The organism is Roseateles sp., assembly GCF_036404855.1.
Lineage (GTDB): Bacteria > Pseudomonadota > Gammaproteobacteria > Burkholderiales > Burkholderiaceae_C > Pelomonas.
The window spans coordinates 1-17,085 of sequence record NZ_DASWYS010000071.1; the positions used below are offsets into that span (position 1 = coordinate 1).

The following is a 17,085-nucleotide window of genomic DNA, read 5'->3' on the forward strand; positions in this document are numbered from 1 at the left end:
TCGCCTCTGCCGTGCCGCCCGTGATGCGCACGCCGGCCACCGAAGCGCCGGCACGCACCGCAACACCCGCACCACGCTCCGGCGCCACGTCGTGGGTGGTGGGCGCGGGTGTGGGCATCGTGCTGGTCGGCCTTGCCGTCGTGATGTCGCGCAACCTGTCCAGCCCGGAAGCCGTTCCGCCAGCGGCCGTCGTGGGACAGGCCAGCCCCTCTGCGGAGGATGCGCAGTTGCAAGCCGCGCCTTCCGCCGCCGGACCTGATGTGGCCGCGTCCGAGCCCGCGCCGGCCGTGACGGCACCACCGCCCGTCGCCGAACCGCCGGTCGCCGTGGCCGTGGCGCCCAAGGCCGAACCGCCCGCGAACGTCGTGCGCGCTGCCCCGACGCCGGCGCCGGTGCCCAAGACGCTGGCGCCTCAGCCCGAGGTGCTGGCCCAGGCCTCGCCGCCGCCTGCCCAGTTGCGGGAGCCGGCCCTGCAGCCGCTCGCGCCGCCGGTAGTGACACAGGCCCCGACAGTGGTACCGCCTCAGGCCACGCCGGTCGCTCCGCCTGAGGCCACGCCGGTTGTCCCGTCTCAGGCCACGCCGGTCATTCCGCCGGTGGCCCAGCAGACGCCTCCGGCCACGCCCGACCCTGAGGACAGCGGCATCACGGTGAAGGTGCGTCTGGCCCTGGCGGCGGATGCGTCGCTGTCTGCCGTGCCCATCGCTGTCAGTACCGATCACGGCGTCGTGAGGCTCGAAGGTCAGGCTCCCGACGTCCAGGCCCGGGACCGCGCCACGGTAGTGGCCGCGTCCACGACGGGCGTCAAGGCGGTGGACAACCGGCTGACGCTGCCGCCCATGGCGTTGCTGGACAAGGCCGTGGGAAGCGGCGGCTGAGGAAGACGCCACGCCGCAATGAAAAAAGCGCCCTGTGGGGCGCTTTTGATTTGTGGGGAGCGTTCAGTGGCAATGCTGGGTGCGGGTCGGGGCCAGTTCGGCCTCGATCAGCGCGTCCTCGGTCACTTCGCGTGCAGCCTCGAGCTGCAGACAGAGTTCGGTGATGCCGTCGTCGCGGCCGCCGACGATCTCGGGGAGCGGTGCGGCGGCGATGTCACCCGGGAGGTCAGCCAGCGCGCCGATGAGCTGGAACAGCAGCTCCAGGCTTGCTTCGCCGTTCTGGGGCAGGTCGCGGGCGGCGCCGAGGCTGCGGGCCAGGTACCAGCAGGCGTCGGCGGCGTTGTCGCAGGCCTGCGCCTTCAGTTCCAGCGCGCGATGGCGAGCATCCTGTTCGTCGTGGCTTCGGCGGGCCTCGGTGATCTCAAACGCGCCCAGGTCAGCCGGGACGGCATCGTCAAGCGAGAGCGCGGCAAAGTCGAGTTCGTGAGCCATGGGTACTGCGGCATTAGGGCAGGGTTGCATCCTAACGGCCTCACGGGGTGATCTCAGGAACAAAGTCACGGGAAACGGCCAATTCAACGTTTCTTGGTCGGGCGGGTCCACCCGGGCAGGGCCACCTGTTTGCCCCGCGCCACGGCGAGGTCGCCAGGGTTGACATCTTTGGTGATCGTCGAGCCTCCACCGATGGTGGCGCCCTTGCCCAGCGTGACCGGGGCGACGAGCACGCAGTTGGAGCCCACGTGCACGTCGTCGGCGATGGTGGTGCGGTGCTTGTTGGCGCCGTCGTAGTTGGCCGTGATGGCACCGGCGCCATAGTTGACCCGCTCGCCCACCGTGGCATCGCCCAGGTAGGCGAGGTGGTTGGCCTTGGCACCCTTGGCCAGCGTGGAGTTCTTGACCTCGACGAAGTTGCCGATATGCACCTCGGCGCCCAGCTGCGCGCCGGGCCGAAGGCGGGCGAACGGCCCAATCAGCGCACCTTCGCCGATGCTGGCGCCGGCGGCCTCTCCGTCGATGTGGGTGAACTCATGGATGCGCGCGCCGGCGGCGATGCGGGCATTGCGGATCACACAGTTGGCGCCGACGCGAACGCCATCGCCCAACTCCACCTGGCCTTCGAAAACGCAGTTCACGTCAATCTCCACGTCCTGGCCGTGGGTCAGCGTGCCGCGCAGGTCGAAGCGGGCCGGGTCGGCCAGGCGCACGCCGGCGCGCATCAGGTGCTCGGCCTGGCGGGCCTGGAAGGCGCGCTCCAGCTGCGCCAACTGCACCGGGTCGTTGACGCCCAGCACTTCGATCTCGCTGTGGGCCTTGATGCCGAGCACCGGCAGGCCCTCGGCGACGGCCATGGCGACGATGTCGGTCAGGTAGTACTCGCCCTGCGCGTTGTCGTTGCTCAGCTGGCCCACCCAGCGCTTGAGCGCGCCAGTGGGGGCGGCCATCATGCCGCTGTAGCCCTCGTGGATGAGGCGCTGCTCGGGCGTGGCATCCTTGTGCTCGACGATGGCCAGCACGCCGTCGTCGTCAGGGTCCCGGATGATGCGGCCGTAGCCGGTGGGATCTGCGAGGTCGACCGTCAGCAGCACGAGGGCGTGGCCGGCGCAGGCGTCGATGAGGGCCTTGGCGGTGGCTGTCTCGATGAGGGGGACGTCGCCATTGAGGATCAGTGTCGTGCCTTCGCCCTGCAGCGCCGGCACGACCTGCTGGATGGCGTGGCCGGTGCCCAGTTGAGGCATCTGGCGCACAAATGCGAGGTCGGTTGCCTGCACGGCCGCCTCGACCTGGTCGGCGCCGTGGCCGGTGATGACGATCCGCGCCTGGGCCGCGAGCGGTTCGCAGCTCTTCAGCACATGGGCCAGCAGCGAGCGGCCAGCGAGCTTGTGCAACACCTTGGGCGTTGCGGACTTCATGCGGGTGCCCTTGCCCGCCGCCATGATCACGATGTTGAGCGCCATGCCTGCCCTTGCGACTGCGTTTTGACGAAGTCGCGATTATGGGCAGGCAGTGCCCGGGGCCGCCGCTAGCGCGTGACCTGTACCGACACGCGGTGCGACTTCGGGTCGACTTTGGGGAACTCGGCCAGGGCGGCGTCGAAGAGGCTGCCGATGAGGGCATCACTGCCGATGGACATGCCTTCGTTGCTGGCATGGGTCTCGAACAGGGCCTCGCCGGTCGCTCGGTCGCGGATCAGCAGCGCCACGGCGCGGTCGTAGCGGCGGTCGAAGAAGGGGTCCTGGCGCCACCCCCAGCCGCCCCAGCCGGTGGCGTAGCCATATCGCGGCGAGAACAGTCGGCCACGCCAGCGCCACCACAGCGGGTCGTCCCACGGCACGGGGTCATAGGCGGTGATGCGTGCGCCAAGGGTGACGAGGATGTCGGCGCTCTTCGCGTCGGCGGCAGGCCTGAAGCCTGCCTTTTCCAGGCCGGCCTTGGCGGCGTCCTCCAGCGAAGCCTGGCGCTTGGTGGCTTCCTCGCTCTGCTGCTGCGAGGGCAGGCGGTCGAAGGCATAGGTGCCCGGCTTGCGGTCGGCCGGCCAGTTGCCGTAGCTGGAGACGTCGGCGGAGACGGTGTAGGGACCGGCGCAGCCGGCGAGCGCGACCACCGAGGCGGCGGCGAGCGTGGTGAGGATCAGGCGGCGATTCATGGAACACCTCCATCGGGGGGGGATGGAGGCATTTTGACCTGCCTAGATTGCCCCCGTGTAAATCAGCGTTGCAGCGTGATGATTGAAGCCGGCGCAGGTGTCGCGCAGCTTTCATCGTCATCGAAGGCGATGTCGCCATCGGGCTCGGCCCGGCCCGTCGCGCGCATTGTCTCGAACGGGAAGAGCTTCTTGTCCATCATGTGCGAGGGCACGATGTTGCCCATGGCCGTGAAGATGTTGTCGATGCGCCCCGGATAGCGCTTCTCCCACTCGTTGATCATCGCCTTGACCTGCACGCGCTGCAGGTTCTCCTGGCTGCCGCACAGATTGCACGGGATGATGGGGAACTCACGGTGCTCGGCCCAGCGCACGAGGTCGGGTTCCTTCACATAGGCCAGCGGGCGGATGACGACGTTCTTGCCGTCGTCGCTGACCAGCTTCGGGGGCATGCCCTTCATGCGGCTGCCGAAGAACATGTTGAGGAACAGCGTCGTGACCATGTCGTCGCGGTGGTGGCCGAGCGCGATCTTGGTGGCGCCCAGGTCGCCGGCCACGCGATACAGGATGCCGCGGCGCAGGCGCGAGCACAGGCTGCAGGTCGTCTTGCCCTCGGGGACGAGCTTCTTGACGATGGAGTAGGTGTCCTGGTTCTCGATGTGGAAGTCCACGCCACGCGAGCGCAGATAGGCCGGCAGCACCTCCTCGGGGAAGCCGGGCTGCTTCTGGTCGAGGTTGACGGCGACCAGGCTGAACTTGATGGGGGCGCGCTGCTGCAGGTTGAGCAGGATGTCCAGCATCGCGTAGCTGTCCTTGCCACCCGACAGGCAGACCATGACCTTGTCGCCGTCTTCGATCATGTTGAAGTCGGTGATGGCCTGGCCCACCTGGCGGTGCAGGCGTTTGGAGAGCTTGTTGATCTCGTGCGCGGCCTTCTTGGCCGCGAGCTCTTCGGCGCTGGGCGTGGCAGTGGCGGTGGGGGCGAGGACTTCGGACATGGGGTTCAACGCACGCCCCGTTCGGGGCTGATGGCGACTTCGTGGTCGGGGGAGGGCAGGCTGCATTGTCCCAAACCACGCGGCCTGGGCGCCGGAGGGCCTTTTTCGGCACTTTGATGTACGTCAAATGGCACGTCGCGGGCGCCTTCTAATATTCATGCATCGCAAATGCATGTTTAAAACGCCATGGCACCGAGTACCAGTTCCTCTCAGATCGACCTGCGCGAAATCTCCCGCGAGACCCGGCCGGGCCGGGTGAGCGAGATCCTGCACGCGCTTGGCCCCGGCGAGTCGACGGAGTTGATCGACGACGCCGACCCCACCCCCCTGCTGGCCGGGCTGCGCAAGGTGCTGCCGGGGCAGTTCACCTGGGACATCGGCCCGGCGGGCCCGGGCCTGTGGTCCGTCCGGCTGGCCCGGCTGCCCGTGGGGCAGGGCGACGGGCGCTGCTGCGGCGCCTGCGGCGGATCCTGAGCCGTACATCAAGAGCATTCGAGAAGGAAACACCATGAAATCCACCAAAAGGCTCTGGCGCTGGCTGGGCCTGATCTTCGTCCTGTCGTTCGGTGCCCTGGGCTACCTGGGCTGGCAGATCTACCTCTCGGCCCCGCCCATCCCGAACCGGGTGGTCAGCGCCGATGGCGAGGTGCTGTTCACCGGCGAGCAGATTCAGCTCGGCCAGCAGGCCTGGATGTCGGCCGGTGGCCAGCAACTCGGCACCGTCTGGGGACATGGCGCCTACGTCGCGCCCGACTGGTCGGCCGACTGGCTGCACCGCGAGGCGGTGGCGCTGAAGGCACGCCGCATGGCCGAGCAACAGCAGGGCGGCCTGGCCGTGGGCGACGCGCAGCGCGCCGCGGTAGACCAGGGCGTGCGCGACGAGATGCGTCGCAACACCTATGACGAGGCGAGCGGCGAGGTGCGCATCACGGCCGCACGTGCCGACGCAATCCGCGAGGTCGCGTCTCACTATGACAGCCTGTTTGGCAGCGACCCCGCGCTGGAGACCCTGCGCGATCAGTACGCAATGACGGCCGACGCACTGCCCGTGGCCGAGCATCGCAAGGCGCTGGCGGCCTTCTTCTTCTGGTCGGCCTGGGCCGCCACGACGGACCGCCCGGGTGAGACCGGCCTGTCCTACACCAGCAACTGGCCGCACGAGCCGCTGGTGGGCAACACGATGAGCACCTCGGCCGCGATGTGGTCCATGGTCAGCGTCGTGCTGCTGCTGGCCGGCATCGCCGCGATGCTGTGGCTGCACAAGGGCGACGCCCATGAAGACGATGCGCAGGTGCCCGCGGCCGACCCGCTGCTGGGCGCCAAGGCGACCCCGTCGATGAAGGCGACGCGCAAGTACTTCTTCGTCGTCATCGGCCTGATGCTGCTGCAGATCGCCATGGGCGCCATCACGGCGCACTACGCGGTGGAGGGCCAGGCCTTCTTCGGCATTCCGCTGGCGCAGGTCCTGCCGTACACGGTCAGCCGCACCATTCACACGCAGATAGGCATCTTCTGGATCGCGACCGCTTGGCTGGCGACGGGCCTCTACGTCGCGCCGCTGCTGTCGGGCCGCGAACCCAAGCTTCAGAAGCTCGGCGTGGACGCGTTGTTCTGGGCTCTCATCGTCGTCGTGCTCGGCTCGACGATCACCGGCTGGCTGGGCACGCTGCAGCATCGCGGCATGGACTTCAGCTTCTGGTTCGGCAACCAGGGCCTGGAGTTCACCAGCATGGGTCGCTTCTGGCAGATCCTGCTGTTCGTGGGCCTGCTGTTCTGGGTGTTCCTGCTCGGCCGTGCACTGTGGCCGGCGCTGAAGAAGCCTTCTGAAACCCGCGGCCTCATCGCCATGGTCTTCCTGTCGGCGACCTGCATCGGCGGTTTCTACGCCACCTCGCTGACGTGGGGCCAGCACACCCACTATTCGATGGTCGAGTACTGGCGCTGGTGGCTGGTGCACCTGTGGGTGGAGGGCTTCTTCGAGGTCTTCGCCACCGCGGTCGTCGCGCTGATCTTCACCAACCTCGGCCTGGTGCGTCCGGCGTCGGCCAACCGTGCCATCGTCGCCGAGACCATCGTCTTCCTGTTCGGCGGCATCCTGGGCACGCTGCACCACCTGTACTGGACTGGCACGCCCACCTCGGTGATCGCCGTCGGCGCCGTGTTCTCGGCGCTCGAAGTGGTGCCGCTGACGTTGATCGGCCTGGAGGCGCTGCAAACCTATCGCCGCTCGAAGAACGTCGCCTGGCTGGGCGCCTACAAGTGGGTCATCCTGAGCTTCGTCGCCGTGGGCTTCTGGAACACCGTCGGTGCTGGCCTGCTCGGCTTCGCGATCAACCCGCCGGCCTCGCTGTACTACGTGCAGGGTCTGAACATGACGGCGGCCCACGGGCACGCGGCGCTGTTTGGCGTCTATGGGATGCTGGGCATCGGCCTGATGCTGTTCTGCCTGCGCGGCCTGTACGACCGCGCGCTGCACGCCGACAAGTTCCTCAAGCCTGCCTTCTGGAGCCTGAACATCGGCCTGGCCATGATGGTCTTCATGTCGCTGCTGCCGGCCGGCATTTACCAGGCCTACGAGAGCATCACCAAGGGCCTGTGGTACGCCCGCTCGCCCGAGGTCATCCACTCCAAGCTGATGGAGACTCTGGTATGGCTGCGCGTGCCGGGCGACATCGTGTTCGCCGCGGGCAGCGTCTTCTTGGCCGTGTATGCGCTTTGCCTGCTGCGCCGCCGCGTGGCAGACCGCCTGCCTGCGGCAGGCGCGGCGCCCGCTCGCGGCCGTTGAACCCAAGGAAAGTAAAGCATGCGCCTCACCGCCTTCACCGACTACAGCCTGCGCGTGCTGATGTACCTGGCCGCCGATCCCGATCGGCGGGCCACGGTGGCCGAGATCTGCGCGGCGTATGACGTCAAGGTCAATCACCTGACCAAGGTCGTGCACCATCTGGCCAAGCGAGGCTGGGTGTCCACGGTGCGCGGCAAGGGGGGCGGCCTGACTTTGGCGAAACCGGCTGCGCAGATCCGCGTCGGCGAGGTGGTGCGCGACACCGAGGGCCAGGCCTTGCCGGCCGAGTGCTTCTCGTCGGAGGGCAGCCGTTGCGCCATCGTCAGCCAGTGCCGGCTCAAGGGAGTGCTGGGCGAGGCAGTGGAGGCCTTCCACGCCGTGCTGGACCGCTACACGCTGGCCGATATCACGGCCAATCGGCAGCAACTGGTGCAGTTGCTACGCTTCATGGCGCCCGCCGAGACCGTGGAATGACCGACTCGCCCTATCCCTACGAAGGCCCCGATGAGCTTCGGGAGCCCATCCTCGCGGCGCTGCGCCGCGTGGTGGATCCGGAGGTGGCCATGTCCATCGTCGACGTGGGTCTGGTGTACGGCGTGACCGTGACGCCGGCCTGCGTGCAGGTGCTGATGACCATGACCTCGGCCGCCTGTCCGGTGGCTGACGTGATCGTCGACGACGCCTGCACGGAACTCGACCGCGCCGTGCCGCCCGGCCGGCGCATCGCCGTCGAGCTGGTGTGGGAACCTGCCTGGACGACCGACCGCATGAGCGATCGGGCCAAGGCCTTCATGGGTTGGTAGGGGCGGTCGATGCGCGGCGCTCGGGGACTGCTTCCGCGACTGGCCTTTGCGGGCCTGGTAGGGCTCTCCCTGGTGACCGGCATCGCGGGCGGCCTGGTGCGCGCGGGCGTGACCCTGCCTGTGGCAGGCGTGGCCGTGGCGGGTCATGCCTTCCTGATGGTCTGTGTCTTCATGGGTACCGTCATCGCCATCGAACGCGCGGTGGCGCTCAAGCATGTGGTGGCCTTCATCGGACCGCTGACGTCGGGGGGCGCGGGCTTGGCGCTGCTGGCCGGTGCGCCACAGGCCGCCGCCTGGCTGGCTGTGGCTGCCGCGCTGGCCTTCGTCGGCGTCAACCTCGTGGTGGTGCGGCGCCAGCCAGCCGCCCACACCGGGCTGCTGCTGGCCGGCGCCTTGGCGTGGTTCGCCGGCAGCGTCGCCCATGCGCTGAGGGTGCTGGACGGTGCCGTGGTGCCGCTGTGGTTTTGCTTCCTGGTGTTCACCATTGCCGCTGAGCGGCTGGAGATGACGCGGCTGATGCGACGCCACGTCGGCGCCGGCCCGGCGCTGCTGGGCATCCTGGCCGCAGCGGCCTGCGGCGCGCTGCTGTCCGGTTTCGCAGCTGGCTGGGGAGGCCTGCTCTACGGGCTCTCGCTGGCGGCGCTGGCCGCCTGGCTCGCGGTATTCGACATCGCGCGCCGCACCGTCCGCGCCGCCGGCCTGAGCCGCTACATGGCCCTGTGCCTGCTCACGGGCTATGCATGGTTGTTTGCCGCCGGCCTGGCCTGGGGCGCCACCGCCCTGGGCCTGCCCTGGCGCGACGCGGCCCTGCACGGGCTGGCGCTGGGTTTCGTCTTCAGCATGGTGTTGGGCCATGCGCCGGTCATCCTGCCTGCAGTCGCTCGCGTCAAGGTGGCGTTCGGCTGGCCTTTCTACCTGCCGCTGATGCTGCTGCATGTGTCGCTGGCGCTGCGGCTGCTGGGCGGCTATCTCGACCCCCGGCTGACGGCTGCGGGTGCTGCCGGTAACGCGCTGGCCATCGCGGCGTTCGCGCTCACGCTGGGCGCGTCGGCCATCGCCTGGCGTATCCAGCATGCGCCGTCTCAACGGAAACCACGACATGAAGCCCCTGCTGGCAATTGAAGAACCTCCTCGGCGCGGCCCTGCGGGCTTTGCGCTGTTCGCGCTCGGCTTCCGGCCGTTCTACCTGCTGGCCAGCGTGTTCGCGGCGCTGTCCGTGCCACTGTGGGCGTTGCAGTACGCGGGGCTTTTGGGCCATGCCTACCTGGCCGGTCCGGTCTGGCATGCCCACGAGATGCTGTTCGGCTTCACGCTGGCCGTCATCGTTGGCTTCCTGTTCACCGCCGGTCGCAACTGGACCAATCTGCCCACGCCCACCGGTTGGCGGCTCGGCGTGTTGGCCGCGTTGTGGGTGGTGGCCCGTGTGCTGGTGCTGACGCCATGGGGCGTGGCCGCCGCCGTCGCCAACGTCGCCTTCCCGCTGGCCGCCGCGTTGGCGCTGGCAGTGCCGTTCGTGAAGTCGCGCAATCGCCGCAACTACTTCTTCATTGGCCTGTTGGTGCTGCTGGCCGCCGCCGCAGGTTTCGTGCACCTGGCCCAACTCGGCGTCGTCACGGTGCCCCGCGGGCTGGGCATTCCGGTGGCGCTGGATGTGGTGCTCTTCATCCTCGCCGTCATGGGCGGGCGCGTCATCCCGATGTTCACGAACAACGGCGTGCCGGGGGCCGCTGCAACCCGCCGCCCCGGGGTCGAAAAGGCTGCCCTTGGCGGTGTGCTGGCCGTGCTGGTGGCCGACGCTGCGGGCCTGCAGGGCGGTCCGCTGGCGACCCTCGCGCTGGCAGCGGGGGTGGCCCAGGCCTGGCGCTGGGTGCTGTGGCAGCCCTGGCGCACGCTGCGCGTGCCGCTGGTTTGGGTGCTGCACCTGGCCTACCTGTGGGTGCCACTGCACCTGATGCTGCGCGGCGCGGCCGAGCTCGGCTGGCTGATGCCGTCGCTGGCCACGCATGCGCTGACGGTGGGCGCCGTCGGCGGCCTCGTCATCGGCATGATGACGCGTACGGCGCGGGGCCACACCGGCCGACCATTGCAGGCCGACCGCTACGAGGTTGCCTGCTATCTCATGGTCGCTTCCGCTGCCGCGGTGCGCGTGATCTTGCCGCTCGTCGCGCCCGCCCAGATCGTTCATGCAGCGCTCGTCTCGGCGCTGCTCTGGTCGGCAGGCTTCGGCCTCTATGCCGTGCGCTACTGGCCCGTGCTGTCCCGCCCTCGCGTCGACGGCCGCCCGGGTTGACCTCAGGAAAGCTCAGGATGATTCTGCCCCGCTACTTCGACGACGTTCCCCGCCTGCGCGTGCAGGACCCGCTGGCCCGCGTGTTGGGCTGCGCCGAGGACGGTGTTCTCGAGTATGACTTTGCCGACGCCGTGAGGCTGACGGGCCATGCCTGCGTGGCTGTCGCGTCGGCCTACTGGCTCACATGGCTCGCGCTGGAGCACCTCTACCCGGACAGCCTGCCGCAGCGCGGCGGCATCAAGGTGGAGTTCCGTGACGACGCGCGTTCAGGTGGTACCGGCGTCATCGCGACGGTGGTGCAGATGCTCACCGGCGCGGCGGGCAGCTCCGGCTTCAAGGGGCTGGGCGGGCGGTTCAGCCGTGCCGGACTCATCCGGACCAAGCCCGACTTGATGATGGCGTTGCGCTTCACGCGGCTGGACACCCACGCCGCGGTGGACGTGGGGGTCGACACGGCGTCGTTGCCCATGCCAGCGGAGCTGGACCGCCTCGTTGCGCTGCTGTCGGCCGGCAAGACGACGGCACAGCAGGAGGCCGAGCTGGGTGCGCTGTGGCAGGCGCGGGTGCGCACGCTGTTGCTGGAGCGAGGCCGCGACGGTGCCGTCTTCATGGTGCGGCCTGTGCAGCGGTTGCGCAGCGTGCCGGTGGCGGCGTAGGAGGGGCGGATGAGCAAGAAGTTCCCGATCATGCCCGCCAACCCGGGGCGCGTCTGCTGGGGCTGCGACCGCTACTGTCCGTCCGATGCGCTGCGCTGCGGCAATGGTTCGGTCGCCACGCCGCACCCCAGCGAGCTGTTCGGTGAAGACTGGATGAGCTGGGGGCTGGACGCCGCGCCGGCAGCCGATGCGGCACAACTACCCGGCCCGCCGCCGACGCTAACGGAGTGATTCGCTGCGAACCTTGCGCGATGTCAAGGCCTGTGCGGTGCGCGCTGCCCAGAATGCGTCGCATGAGTGCCGCGGGCCGCCTCAGGCGCGCTCGCCAGGATTGCGCAGCACGGAGACCAATCAATTGAGCAAGGGCTGGAGTCGCGCGCGTCTCGCCACCAAGGTCGGCATCCTGGGTGCGGCCCTACTGTGCATTGCGCTGGCCTCGATCGGGCTGACGCTGTGGATCGGATGGCAGCTGGAAGGCGGTGCGGCAGCAGTCAATGAGGCGGGGCGGCTGCGCATGCAGACCTGGCGCCTCGTCCACCAGGAGGCTGGCGAGCCGTTGCGGACCCTGGTGCGGGCTTACGACGCTTCCTTGCAGCTGCTAGTGGACGGCGATCCCGCGCGGCCGCTTTTTCTGCCCCGCGATGAGCCGACCGTGCTGGCCTACCGTGGAGTGCGCGAGGCATGGCAGCAGCTCAAGAGGGCCTCGTCCGATGGCCTGCCCGTGCCGACGGACGCTCAGGCCGAGGCGCTGGTGACGCACATCGACGTCCTCGTGAACGCCATTGAGGCGCGCATGGCGAGCTGGAGCTCGCTCCTGTCCAGCGTCCAGTTGGCCCTGGTGGGAATGGCGATCGCGGCGGCCATGATCTTTCTGTATGCCTCGCACCTGGTCGTGTTCGCGCCGGTCGATCGCCTGCGCCTGGGTCTGCAAGCGCTGGAGCGTGGCACGCTGGGCGCCCGCGTGGCCGAGGAGTCGCAAGACGAGTTCGGCGACCTGGCACGTGGCTTCAACCGCATGGCACAGCGGCTCGAGTCGGTCTATCGTGGCATGGAAGACGAGGTGCGTGCCAAGACAGTCGACCTGCGCCTGGAGCAGCAACGCTTGGCCACGCTCTACGAGGCGACGGCCTTTGCCGCGGGTGCATCGTCGCCGCGCGACCTGGCGGTCGGGTTCGCGGAACGCATGCGCCAGGCGGCCGGTGCCGACGCTGTGGCGCTACGCTGGCTGGACCCCAGCCAGCAGCGCATGGTGCTGCTGGCCGCCCAGGGCTTGCCGCCTGCAATGCTGGAGGCCGAGCGCTGCGTGGCACCTGGCGACTGCCACTGCGGCACCCCGGCCTCACAGGCGCGCGTGATCCCCATCGCCTCCGAGGCGCTACCAGCATCGCACTGCGCCAGGGCCGGTTTCGTCGCCGTGACGTCGGTGGGGCTGACGGTGCAGGGCCGCGTGATGGGCGAAGTTGACCTGCTGTTCCGCGACGTGCCGCGACCCACCAAGGCGGACCGGGAGCTGCTGGACAGCCTGGCCAGCCATCTGGCCAGTGCCATGGACGGCCTGCGCAGCGCCGCGCTGCAGCGCGAGGCGGCTGTCGCCGAGGAGCGCAGCATGCTGGCGCGCGAGTTGCACGACTCCATCGCGCAGAGTCTGGCTTTCATGAAGATCCAGCTGCAGCTGCTGAAAGACGCCCAGCAGGGCGGCAAGGCCGAAGCGGCCGGGCGCCTTGTCGACGAGTTGGCGCTGGGCTTGAAGGAGTGCACGGCTGACGTGCGGGCGCTGCTGATGCACTTCCGCACCCGCACCGACTGCGACGACCTGCTGCCCGCACTGCAGCAGACGCTGCAGAAGTTCCGGCTTCAAAGCGGCGTGTCTGCCGAGCTGGAGGTTGACGGCCACGGCGCGCCGCTGCCGGCGGACGTGCAGGTGCAGTTGCTGCACGTCGTGCAGGAGGCGCTGGCCAATGTGCGCAAGCATGCACAGGCCCGCCAGGTGCAGGTGCGCCTGACACACCAGCCGCACTGGCAGATCGACGTGCGCGACGATGGCCGCGGCTTCGACCCGGCCGCTGATGCGCCCGACGACAGCCACGTGGGCCTGCGCATCATGCGCGAGCGCGCAGCCAAGGTGGGCGCTGCGGTGGCGCTCGAGTCCCAACCGGGGCGGGGGACGCTGGTGCGCATCTCAATGCCCGAATCCGAAGCGGTGAACCCATGAGCGCTGAACCCATCCGCGTGCTCGTCGTCGACGACCACACCTTGTTCCGCCGCGGCCTGATCGCGCTGTTGGCGACCCAGGCGCAGCTGCAGGTCGTCGGCGAGGCGGGCGACGCCGGTGCGGCCGAGCGCCTGGCCGCGGAGCTGCGGCCGCAGGTCATCCTGCTGGACAACCATCTTCCCGGCGTCACCGGCGTACAGGCCCTGCCGGCGCTGAAGGCCGCCGCGCCCGGGGCGCAGGTGCTGATGCTCACGATGAGCGAGTCGGAGTCCGACCTCGGCGCAGCGCTGCGGGCAGGCGCCTGTGGGTACCTGCTGAAGACGGCGGACAACCAGGAGCTGACGCAGGCCATTGAGCGCGCTGCGCGTGGCGTCTCCAGTTTCAGCGCAGAGATGGCCGGCAAGCTGGCGACAGCCTTTCGCCACGAGGCCGACGCGGCCGCGCCACCGCCGCCCGACCCGCTGGGCATGCTGTCGCCTCGCGAGCGAGAAATCGTCGAGCTGATCGCCCGAGGCGATTCCAACAAGCAGATCGCCCGCGAGCTGGGCATCGCCGAGACGACCGTAAAGATCCACGTGCAACACCTGCTGCGCAAGCTGGACCTGGATTCACGTGTTCAGGCGGCGGTACTGGTGACGCAGCAGCGGGCCTAGGCTCTGCGACGGACAACGGTGCGAGCGTTGGGCCCGGCGCTTCGTGTCGCCCCGGTCCCATCCGGGTGCCGCAGAGGCTCTCATCGTTGCAAGCTCAAGACCTAGTTCTTTAGGAGGAGGCCCGCCCCGCCGCCGTCATCCCAGCGGGCGGTGCCATGCTGATCCTCAGGTGAATGTGCGGCGCGGCGCCTGCGCGGGACAGTGACCTCATCGTCACTGAGGAGGAATCTGCATGAGCGCAGTCCCCGTCGACCGCAGGGCCTGGTCGGTGCTGATCGTCAGCACACTGGCCTTCACGGTCTGTTTCATGGTGTGGATGATGTTCGGCGTCATCGGCATCCCGATCAAGAAGCAGCTTGGACTCAATGCCACCGAGTTCGGTTTGCTGACGGCCATGCCCGTGCTGACCGGATCGCTGGTGCGCGTGCCGCTGGGCATCTGGACGGATCGCTACGGCGGCCGCATCGTCATGGCGCTGCTGATGCTGGCGACCGTGCCGGCCATCTGGCTGATGGCCTATGCGACACAGTACTGGCACTTCCTCGCCATCGGCCTCTTCGTTGGCCTCGCGGGCGGATCCTTCTCGGTCGGCACGCCCTACGTCGCGCGCTGGTTCCCCAAGAGCCGCCAGGGCATGGCCATGGGTGTCTACGGCGCCGGCAACTCGGGCTCGGCCGTCAACAAGTTCGTCGCTCCGGTGCTGCTCGTCAGCTTCGGCTGGACCATGGTGCCTCAGGTCTATGCGGCCATCATGGCCGGCACCGTCGTGCTGTTCTGGCTGTTCAGCCACAGTGATCCTAAGCATCTCGTCACCAGCAACGCCAGCTTCCGCGACCAGCTCAAGGCGCTGAAGGATCCGCGCGTTCTGAAGTACTGCCAGTACTACAGCATCGTCTTCGGTGGTTACGTTGCGCTGGCGCTGTGGATGGTGCAGTACTACGTCGGCGAGTTCGGACTGGACATCCGCGTCGCGGCGCTGCTGGCAGCCTGCTTCAGCCTGCCCGGCGGGGTGTTGCGCGCCATCGGGGGGGTGCTCTCGGACAAGTTCGGCGCTCACAAGGTGACCTGGTGGGTCATGTGGGTGAGCTGGATCTGCCTGTTCCTGCTCAGCTATCCGCAGACCGATTTCACCGTCATGACGCTCGATGGCGCCAGGACCTTCCACCTCGGCCTCAATGTCTACGCCTTCACCGGGCTGATGGCCGTGCTGGGCGTGGCGTGGGCTTTCGGCAAGGCGTCGGTCTTCAAGTACATCAGCGACGACTACCCGCAGAACATTGGCGCCATCAGCGGCATCGTGGGTCTGGCCGGTGGCCTCGGTGGCTTCATCTTGCCCATCCTCTTCGGCGCCTTGCTCGACTTGACGGGCGTGCGTTCGAGCGCCTTCATGTTGATGTACGGCGTCGTCTGGGTCTCGCTGATCTGGATGTACTGGACCGAGGTGCGCCGCACCGACGTCATGGGTCATGGCGCCCACGCCTGAAGCCCCGGCCCGGTCCGGTGCTCGGCCCGGATTTCTGACCTTCGAGGACAACACATGAGCAAGAACGACATCGCGGACTGGCGCCCGGAAGAAGCGGCCTTCTGGGAGTCCACCGGCAAGCGCATTGCCTACCGCAACCTCTGGATCTCCATCCCGGCCCTGCTGTGCGGTTTCGCCGTCTGGGGCATGTGGGGCATCATCACCGTGCAGATGCTGAACTTGGGCTTCCCGTTCAGCCAGGCCGAACTGTTCACGCTGACCGCCATTGCCGGCATCGCCGGCGCGACGATGCGCATTCCAGCGTCGTTTCTGATCCGCCTCTCGGGCGGTCGCAACACCATCTTTCTGACCACGGCGATGCTGCTGGCGCCTGCCATCGGCACCGGCATCGTGCTGCAGCACAAGGATTGGCCGCTGTGGGCCTTCCAGCTGATGGCGCTGTGGTGTGGCGTGGGTGGCGGCAACTTCGCGTCGTCGATGTCCAACATCAGCACCTTCTTCCCCAAGCGGCTGCAGGGCACGGCACTGGGCCTGAACGCAGGCCTGGGCAACTTCGGCGTGACGACGATGCAGATCGTCATCCCGCTGGTGATGACGGTGGGCGTGTTCGGCGCTTTCGGCGGCGCGCCCGAGATTCTGCTGAAGGACAGCGGGTGGATCTTCGGCAAGATCGCCGCCGGCACGCCGACCTGGATTCAGAACGCTGGCTTCGCGTGGGTGCTGTCGCTGGTGCCGCTGGCCGCGCTGTGCTGGTTCGGCATGAACAATCTGAAGGCGGTGTCGCCCTCCACCGGCTCGCCAGTCGCCGCCTTCGCGAAGATCGTCTGGCTCTACACGCTGGCCTTCATCCCGTCCATCCTGGGCCTGTACCTCTATCTGCCCAAGCCCACCGGCCTCGGTCTGATCAGCATGTGGGTGGCGATCCCGCTGGACATCGTTGCCGCGCTGCTGATCATGAAGCTGGCCGCCTTCGGCACGATGAAGGACAACATCGCCAAGCAGTTCGCGATCTTCCGCAACAAGCACACCTGGAGCCTGACGGCGCTGTACATCGTCACGTTCGGTTCCTTCATCGGATTCTCGATGGCCCTGCCGCTGGCCATGAAGGTGATCTTCGGCGTCAGCCACGTGCCCGACGCCAACGGGGTCATGCAGCACAGTGCCCACAACCCGAACGCCCCCACCGTGCTGGCTTACGCCTGGATCGGTCCCTTCGTCGGTGCCGCGGTGCGGCCCATCGGCGGCTGGATCTCCGACAAGATCGGCGGCTCCATCGTCACGCAAGTGATCTCGGCCGTCATGGTGGCCGCGTCGGTGGCGGTGGGCTACGTGATGATGCAGGCATACGGCTCGGCGACGCCGGAGCAGTACTTCCCGGCCTTCCTTGGGCTGTTCATCCTGCTGTTCGCAGCGAGCGGCATCGGCAACGGCAGCACGTTCCGGACCATCGGCGTCCTGTTCGATCGCACCCAGGCCGGGCCCGTGCTGGGATGGACCTCGGCAGTGGCTGCCTACGGCGCCTTCATCGCGCCCATCGTGATCGGCGACCAGATCAAGGCCGGCACGCCGCAGTACGCCATGTACGGCTTCGCCGCCTTCTACGCGGTCTGCCTGGTGCTGAACTGGTGGTTCTATCTGCGCCGCGGTGCGGAAGTCCGCAACCCCTGATCCCTCGCCCGCCTCGTC

The 17,085-nt window shown here is 68.3% G+C and carries 17 protein-coding genes; 13 read left to right on the plus strand and 4 right to left on the minus strand.

Annotated features, from left to right (window positions below):
• The coding region (locus tag VGF12_RS04910) for a BON domain-containing protein (RefSeq protein WP_331174928.1) at positions 1 to 878 on the plus strand (878 nt) is incomplete at its 5' end.
• 63 nt (positions 879 to 941) lie between these two features.
• Here the strand turns inward: VGF12_RS04910 and VGF12_RS04915 are convergent.
• The 4 genes from VGF12_RS04915 to ttcA all read right to left on the minus strand — a co-directional run bounded on the left by VGF12_RS04915 (position 942) and on the right by ttcA (position 4,517).
• The gene (locus VGF12_RS04915) at positions 942 to 1,370 is read right to left on the minus strand and encodes a hypothetical protein (RefSeq protein ID WP_331174929.1); all 429 of its coding nucleotides are present in this window, start codon (positions 1,368 to 1,370) and stop codon (positions 942 to 944) included.
• 83 nt (positions 1,371 to 1,453) lie between these two features.
• Positions 1,454 to 2,833 carry a bifunctional UDP-N-acetylglucosamine diphosphorylase/glucosamine-1-phosphate N-acetyltransferase GlmU gene (gene glmU, locus VGF12_RS04920; RefSeq protein ID WP_331174930.1) on the minus strand — a complete coding sequence of 460 codons (1,380 nt, stop codon included), beginning with the start codon at positions 2,831 to 2,833 and terminating at the stop codon, positions 1,454 to 1,456.
• 65 nt (positions 2,834 to 2,898) lie between these two features.
• Positions 2,899 to 3,522: a DUF4136 domain-containing protein gene (locus tag VGF12_RS04925; protein WP_331174931.1), complete on the minus strand. Its 624-nt coding sequence runs from the start codon at positions 3,520 to 3,522 to the stop codon at positions 2,899 to 2,901.
• Positions 3,523 to 3,584: 62 nt separating this feature from the next.
• Positions 3,585 to 4,517 (minus strand): tRNA 2-thiocytidine(32) synthetase TtcA, encoded by a 933-nt coding sequence (ttcA, locus tag VGF12_RS04930; RefSeq protein WP_414710001.1) that lies wholly within the window; start codon positions 4,515 to 4,517, stop codon positions 3,585 to 3,587.
• 186 nt (positions 4,518 to 4,703) lie between these two features.
• Here ttcA and VGF12_RS04935 point away from each other — a divergent pair, with 186 nt between their 5' ends.
• The 12 genes from VGF12_RS04935 (at position 4,704) to VGF12_RS04990 (ending at position 17,067) form a co-directional block, all read left to right on the plus strand.
• Positions 4,704 to 4,991, plus strand: a complete 288-nt coding sequence (locus VGF12_RS04935) for a DUF2249 domain-containing protein (protein ID WP_331174932.1) — start codon at positions 4,704 to 4,706, stop codon at positions 4,989 to 4,991.
• Between the two features lie 34 nt (positions 4,992 to 5,025).
• A complete protein-coding gene (locus VGF12_RS04940) occupies positions 5,026 to 7,302 on the plus strand; it encodes a nitric-oxide reductase large subunit (RefSeq protein ID WP_331174933.1) in 2,277 nt (758 codons plus the stop codon).
• 18 nt (positions 7,303 to 7,320) lie between these two features.
• A complete protein-coding gene (locus VGF12_RS04945) occupies positions 7,321 to 7,776 on the plus strand; it encodes an Rrf2 family transcriptional regulator (RefSeq protein WP_331174934.1) in 456 nt (151 codons plus the stop codon).
• Positions 7,773 to 8,105 (plus strand): metal-sulfur cluster assembly factor, encoded by a 333-nt coding sequence (locus VGF12_RS04950; RefSeq protein WP_331174935.1) that lies wholly within the window; start codon positions 7,773 to 7,775, stop codon positions 8,103 to 8,105. Before VGF12_RS04945 ends, VGF12_RS04950 begins: the two co-directional genes overlap by 4 nt.
• 72 nt (positions 8,106 to 8,177) lie before the next feature.
• The gene (locus VGF12_RS04955) at positions 8,178 to 9,227 is read left to right on the plus strand and encodes a hypothetical protein (RefSeq protein ID WP_331174936.1); all 1,050 of its coding nucleotides are present in this window, start codon (positions 8,178 to 8,180) and stop codon (positions 9,225 to 9,227) included.
• Positions 9,205 to 10,395, plus strand: coding sequence for an NnrS family protein (locus tag VGF12_RS04960; RefSeq protein WP_331174937.1), 1,191 nt, complete (start codon positions 9,205 to 9,207; stop codon positions 10,393 to 10,395). Before VGF12_RS04955 ends, VGF12_RS04960 begins: the two co-directional genes overlap by 23 nt.
• Before the next feature lie 17 nt (positions 10,396 to 10,412).
• Positions 10,413 to 11,051, plus strand: a complete 639-nt coding sequence (locus tag VGF12_RS04965; protein WP_331174938.1) for a hypothetical protein — start codon at positions 10,413 to 10,415, stop codon at positions 11,049 to 11,051.
• Between the two features lie 9 nt (positions 11,052 to 11,060).
• Entirely contained in the window at positions 11,061 to 11,282 is a 222-nt protein-coding gene (locus VGF12_RS04970) for a DUF3079 domain-containing protein (protein WP_331174939.1), read from the plus strand.
• A gap of 124 nt (positions 11,283 to 11,406) precedes the next feature.
• Positions 11,407 to 13,263, plus strand: a complete 1,857-nt coding sequence (locus VGF12_RS04975; RefSeq protein ID WP_331174940.1) for a type IV pili methyl-accepting chemotaxis transducer N-terminal domain-containing protein — start codon at positions 11,407 to 11,409, stop codon at positions 13,261 to 13,263.
• Positions 13,260 to 13,916 carry a response regulator gene (locus VGF12_RS04980; protein ID WP_331174941.1) on the plus strand — a complete coding sequence of 219 codons (657 nt, stop codon included), beginning with the start codon at positions 13,260 to 13,262 and terminating at the stop codon, positions 13,914 to 13,916. The genes VGF12_RS04975 and VGF12_RS04980 overlap by 4 nt, the downstream gene beginning before the upstream one ends.
• Positions 13,917 to 14,148: 232 nt before the next feature.
• Complete coding sequence (locus tag VGF12_RS04985) at positions 14,149 to 15,399, plus strand: nitrate/nitrite transporter (protein WP_331174942.1); 1,251 nt, start codon at positions 14,149 to 14,151, stop codon at positions 15,397 to 15,399.
• 54 nt (positions 15,400 to 15,453) lie between these two features.
• Positions 15,454 to 17,067, plus strand: a complete 1,614-nt coding sequence (locus VGF12_RS04990; RefSeq protein WP_331174943.1) for an antiporter — start codon at positions 15,454 to 15,456, stop codon at positions 17,065 to 17,067.
• The last annotated feature ends 18 nt before the right edge of the window (positions 17,068 to 17,085 follow it).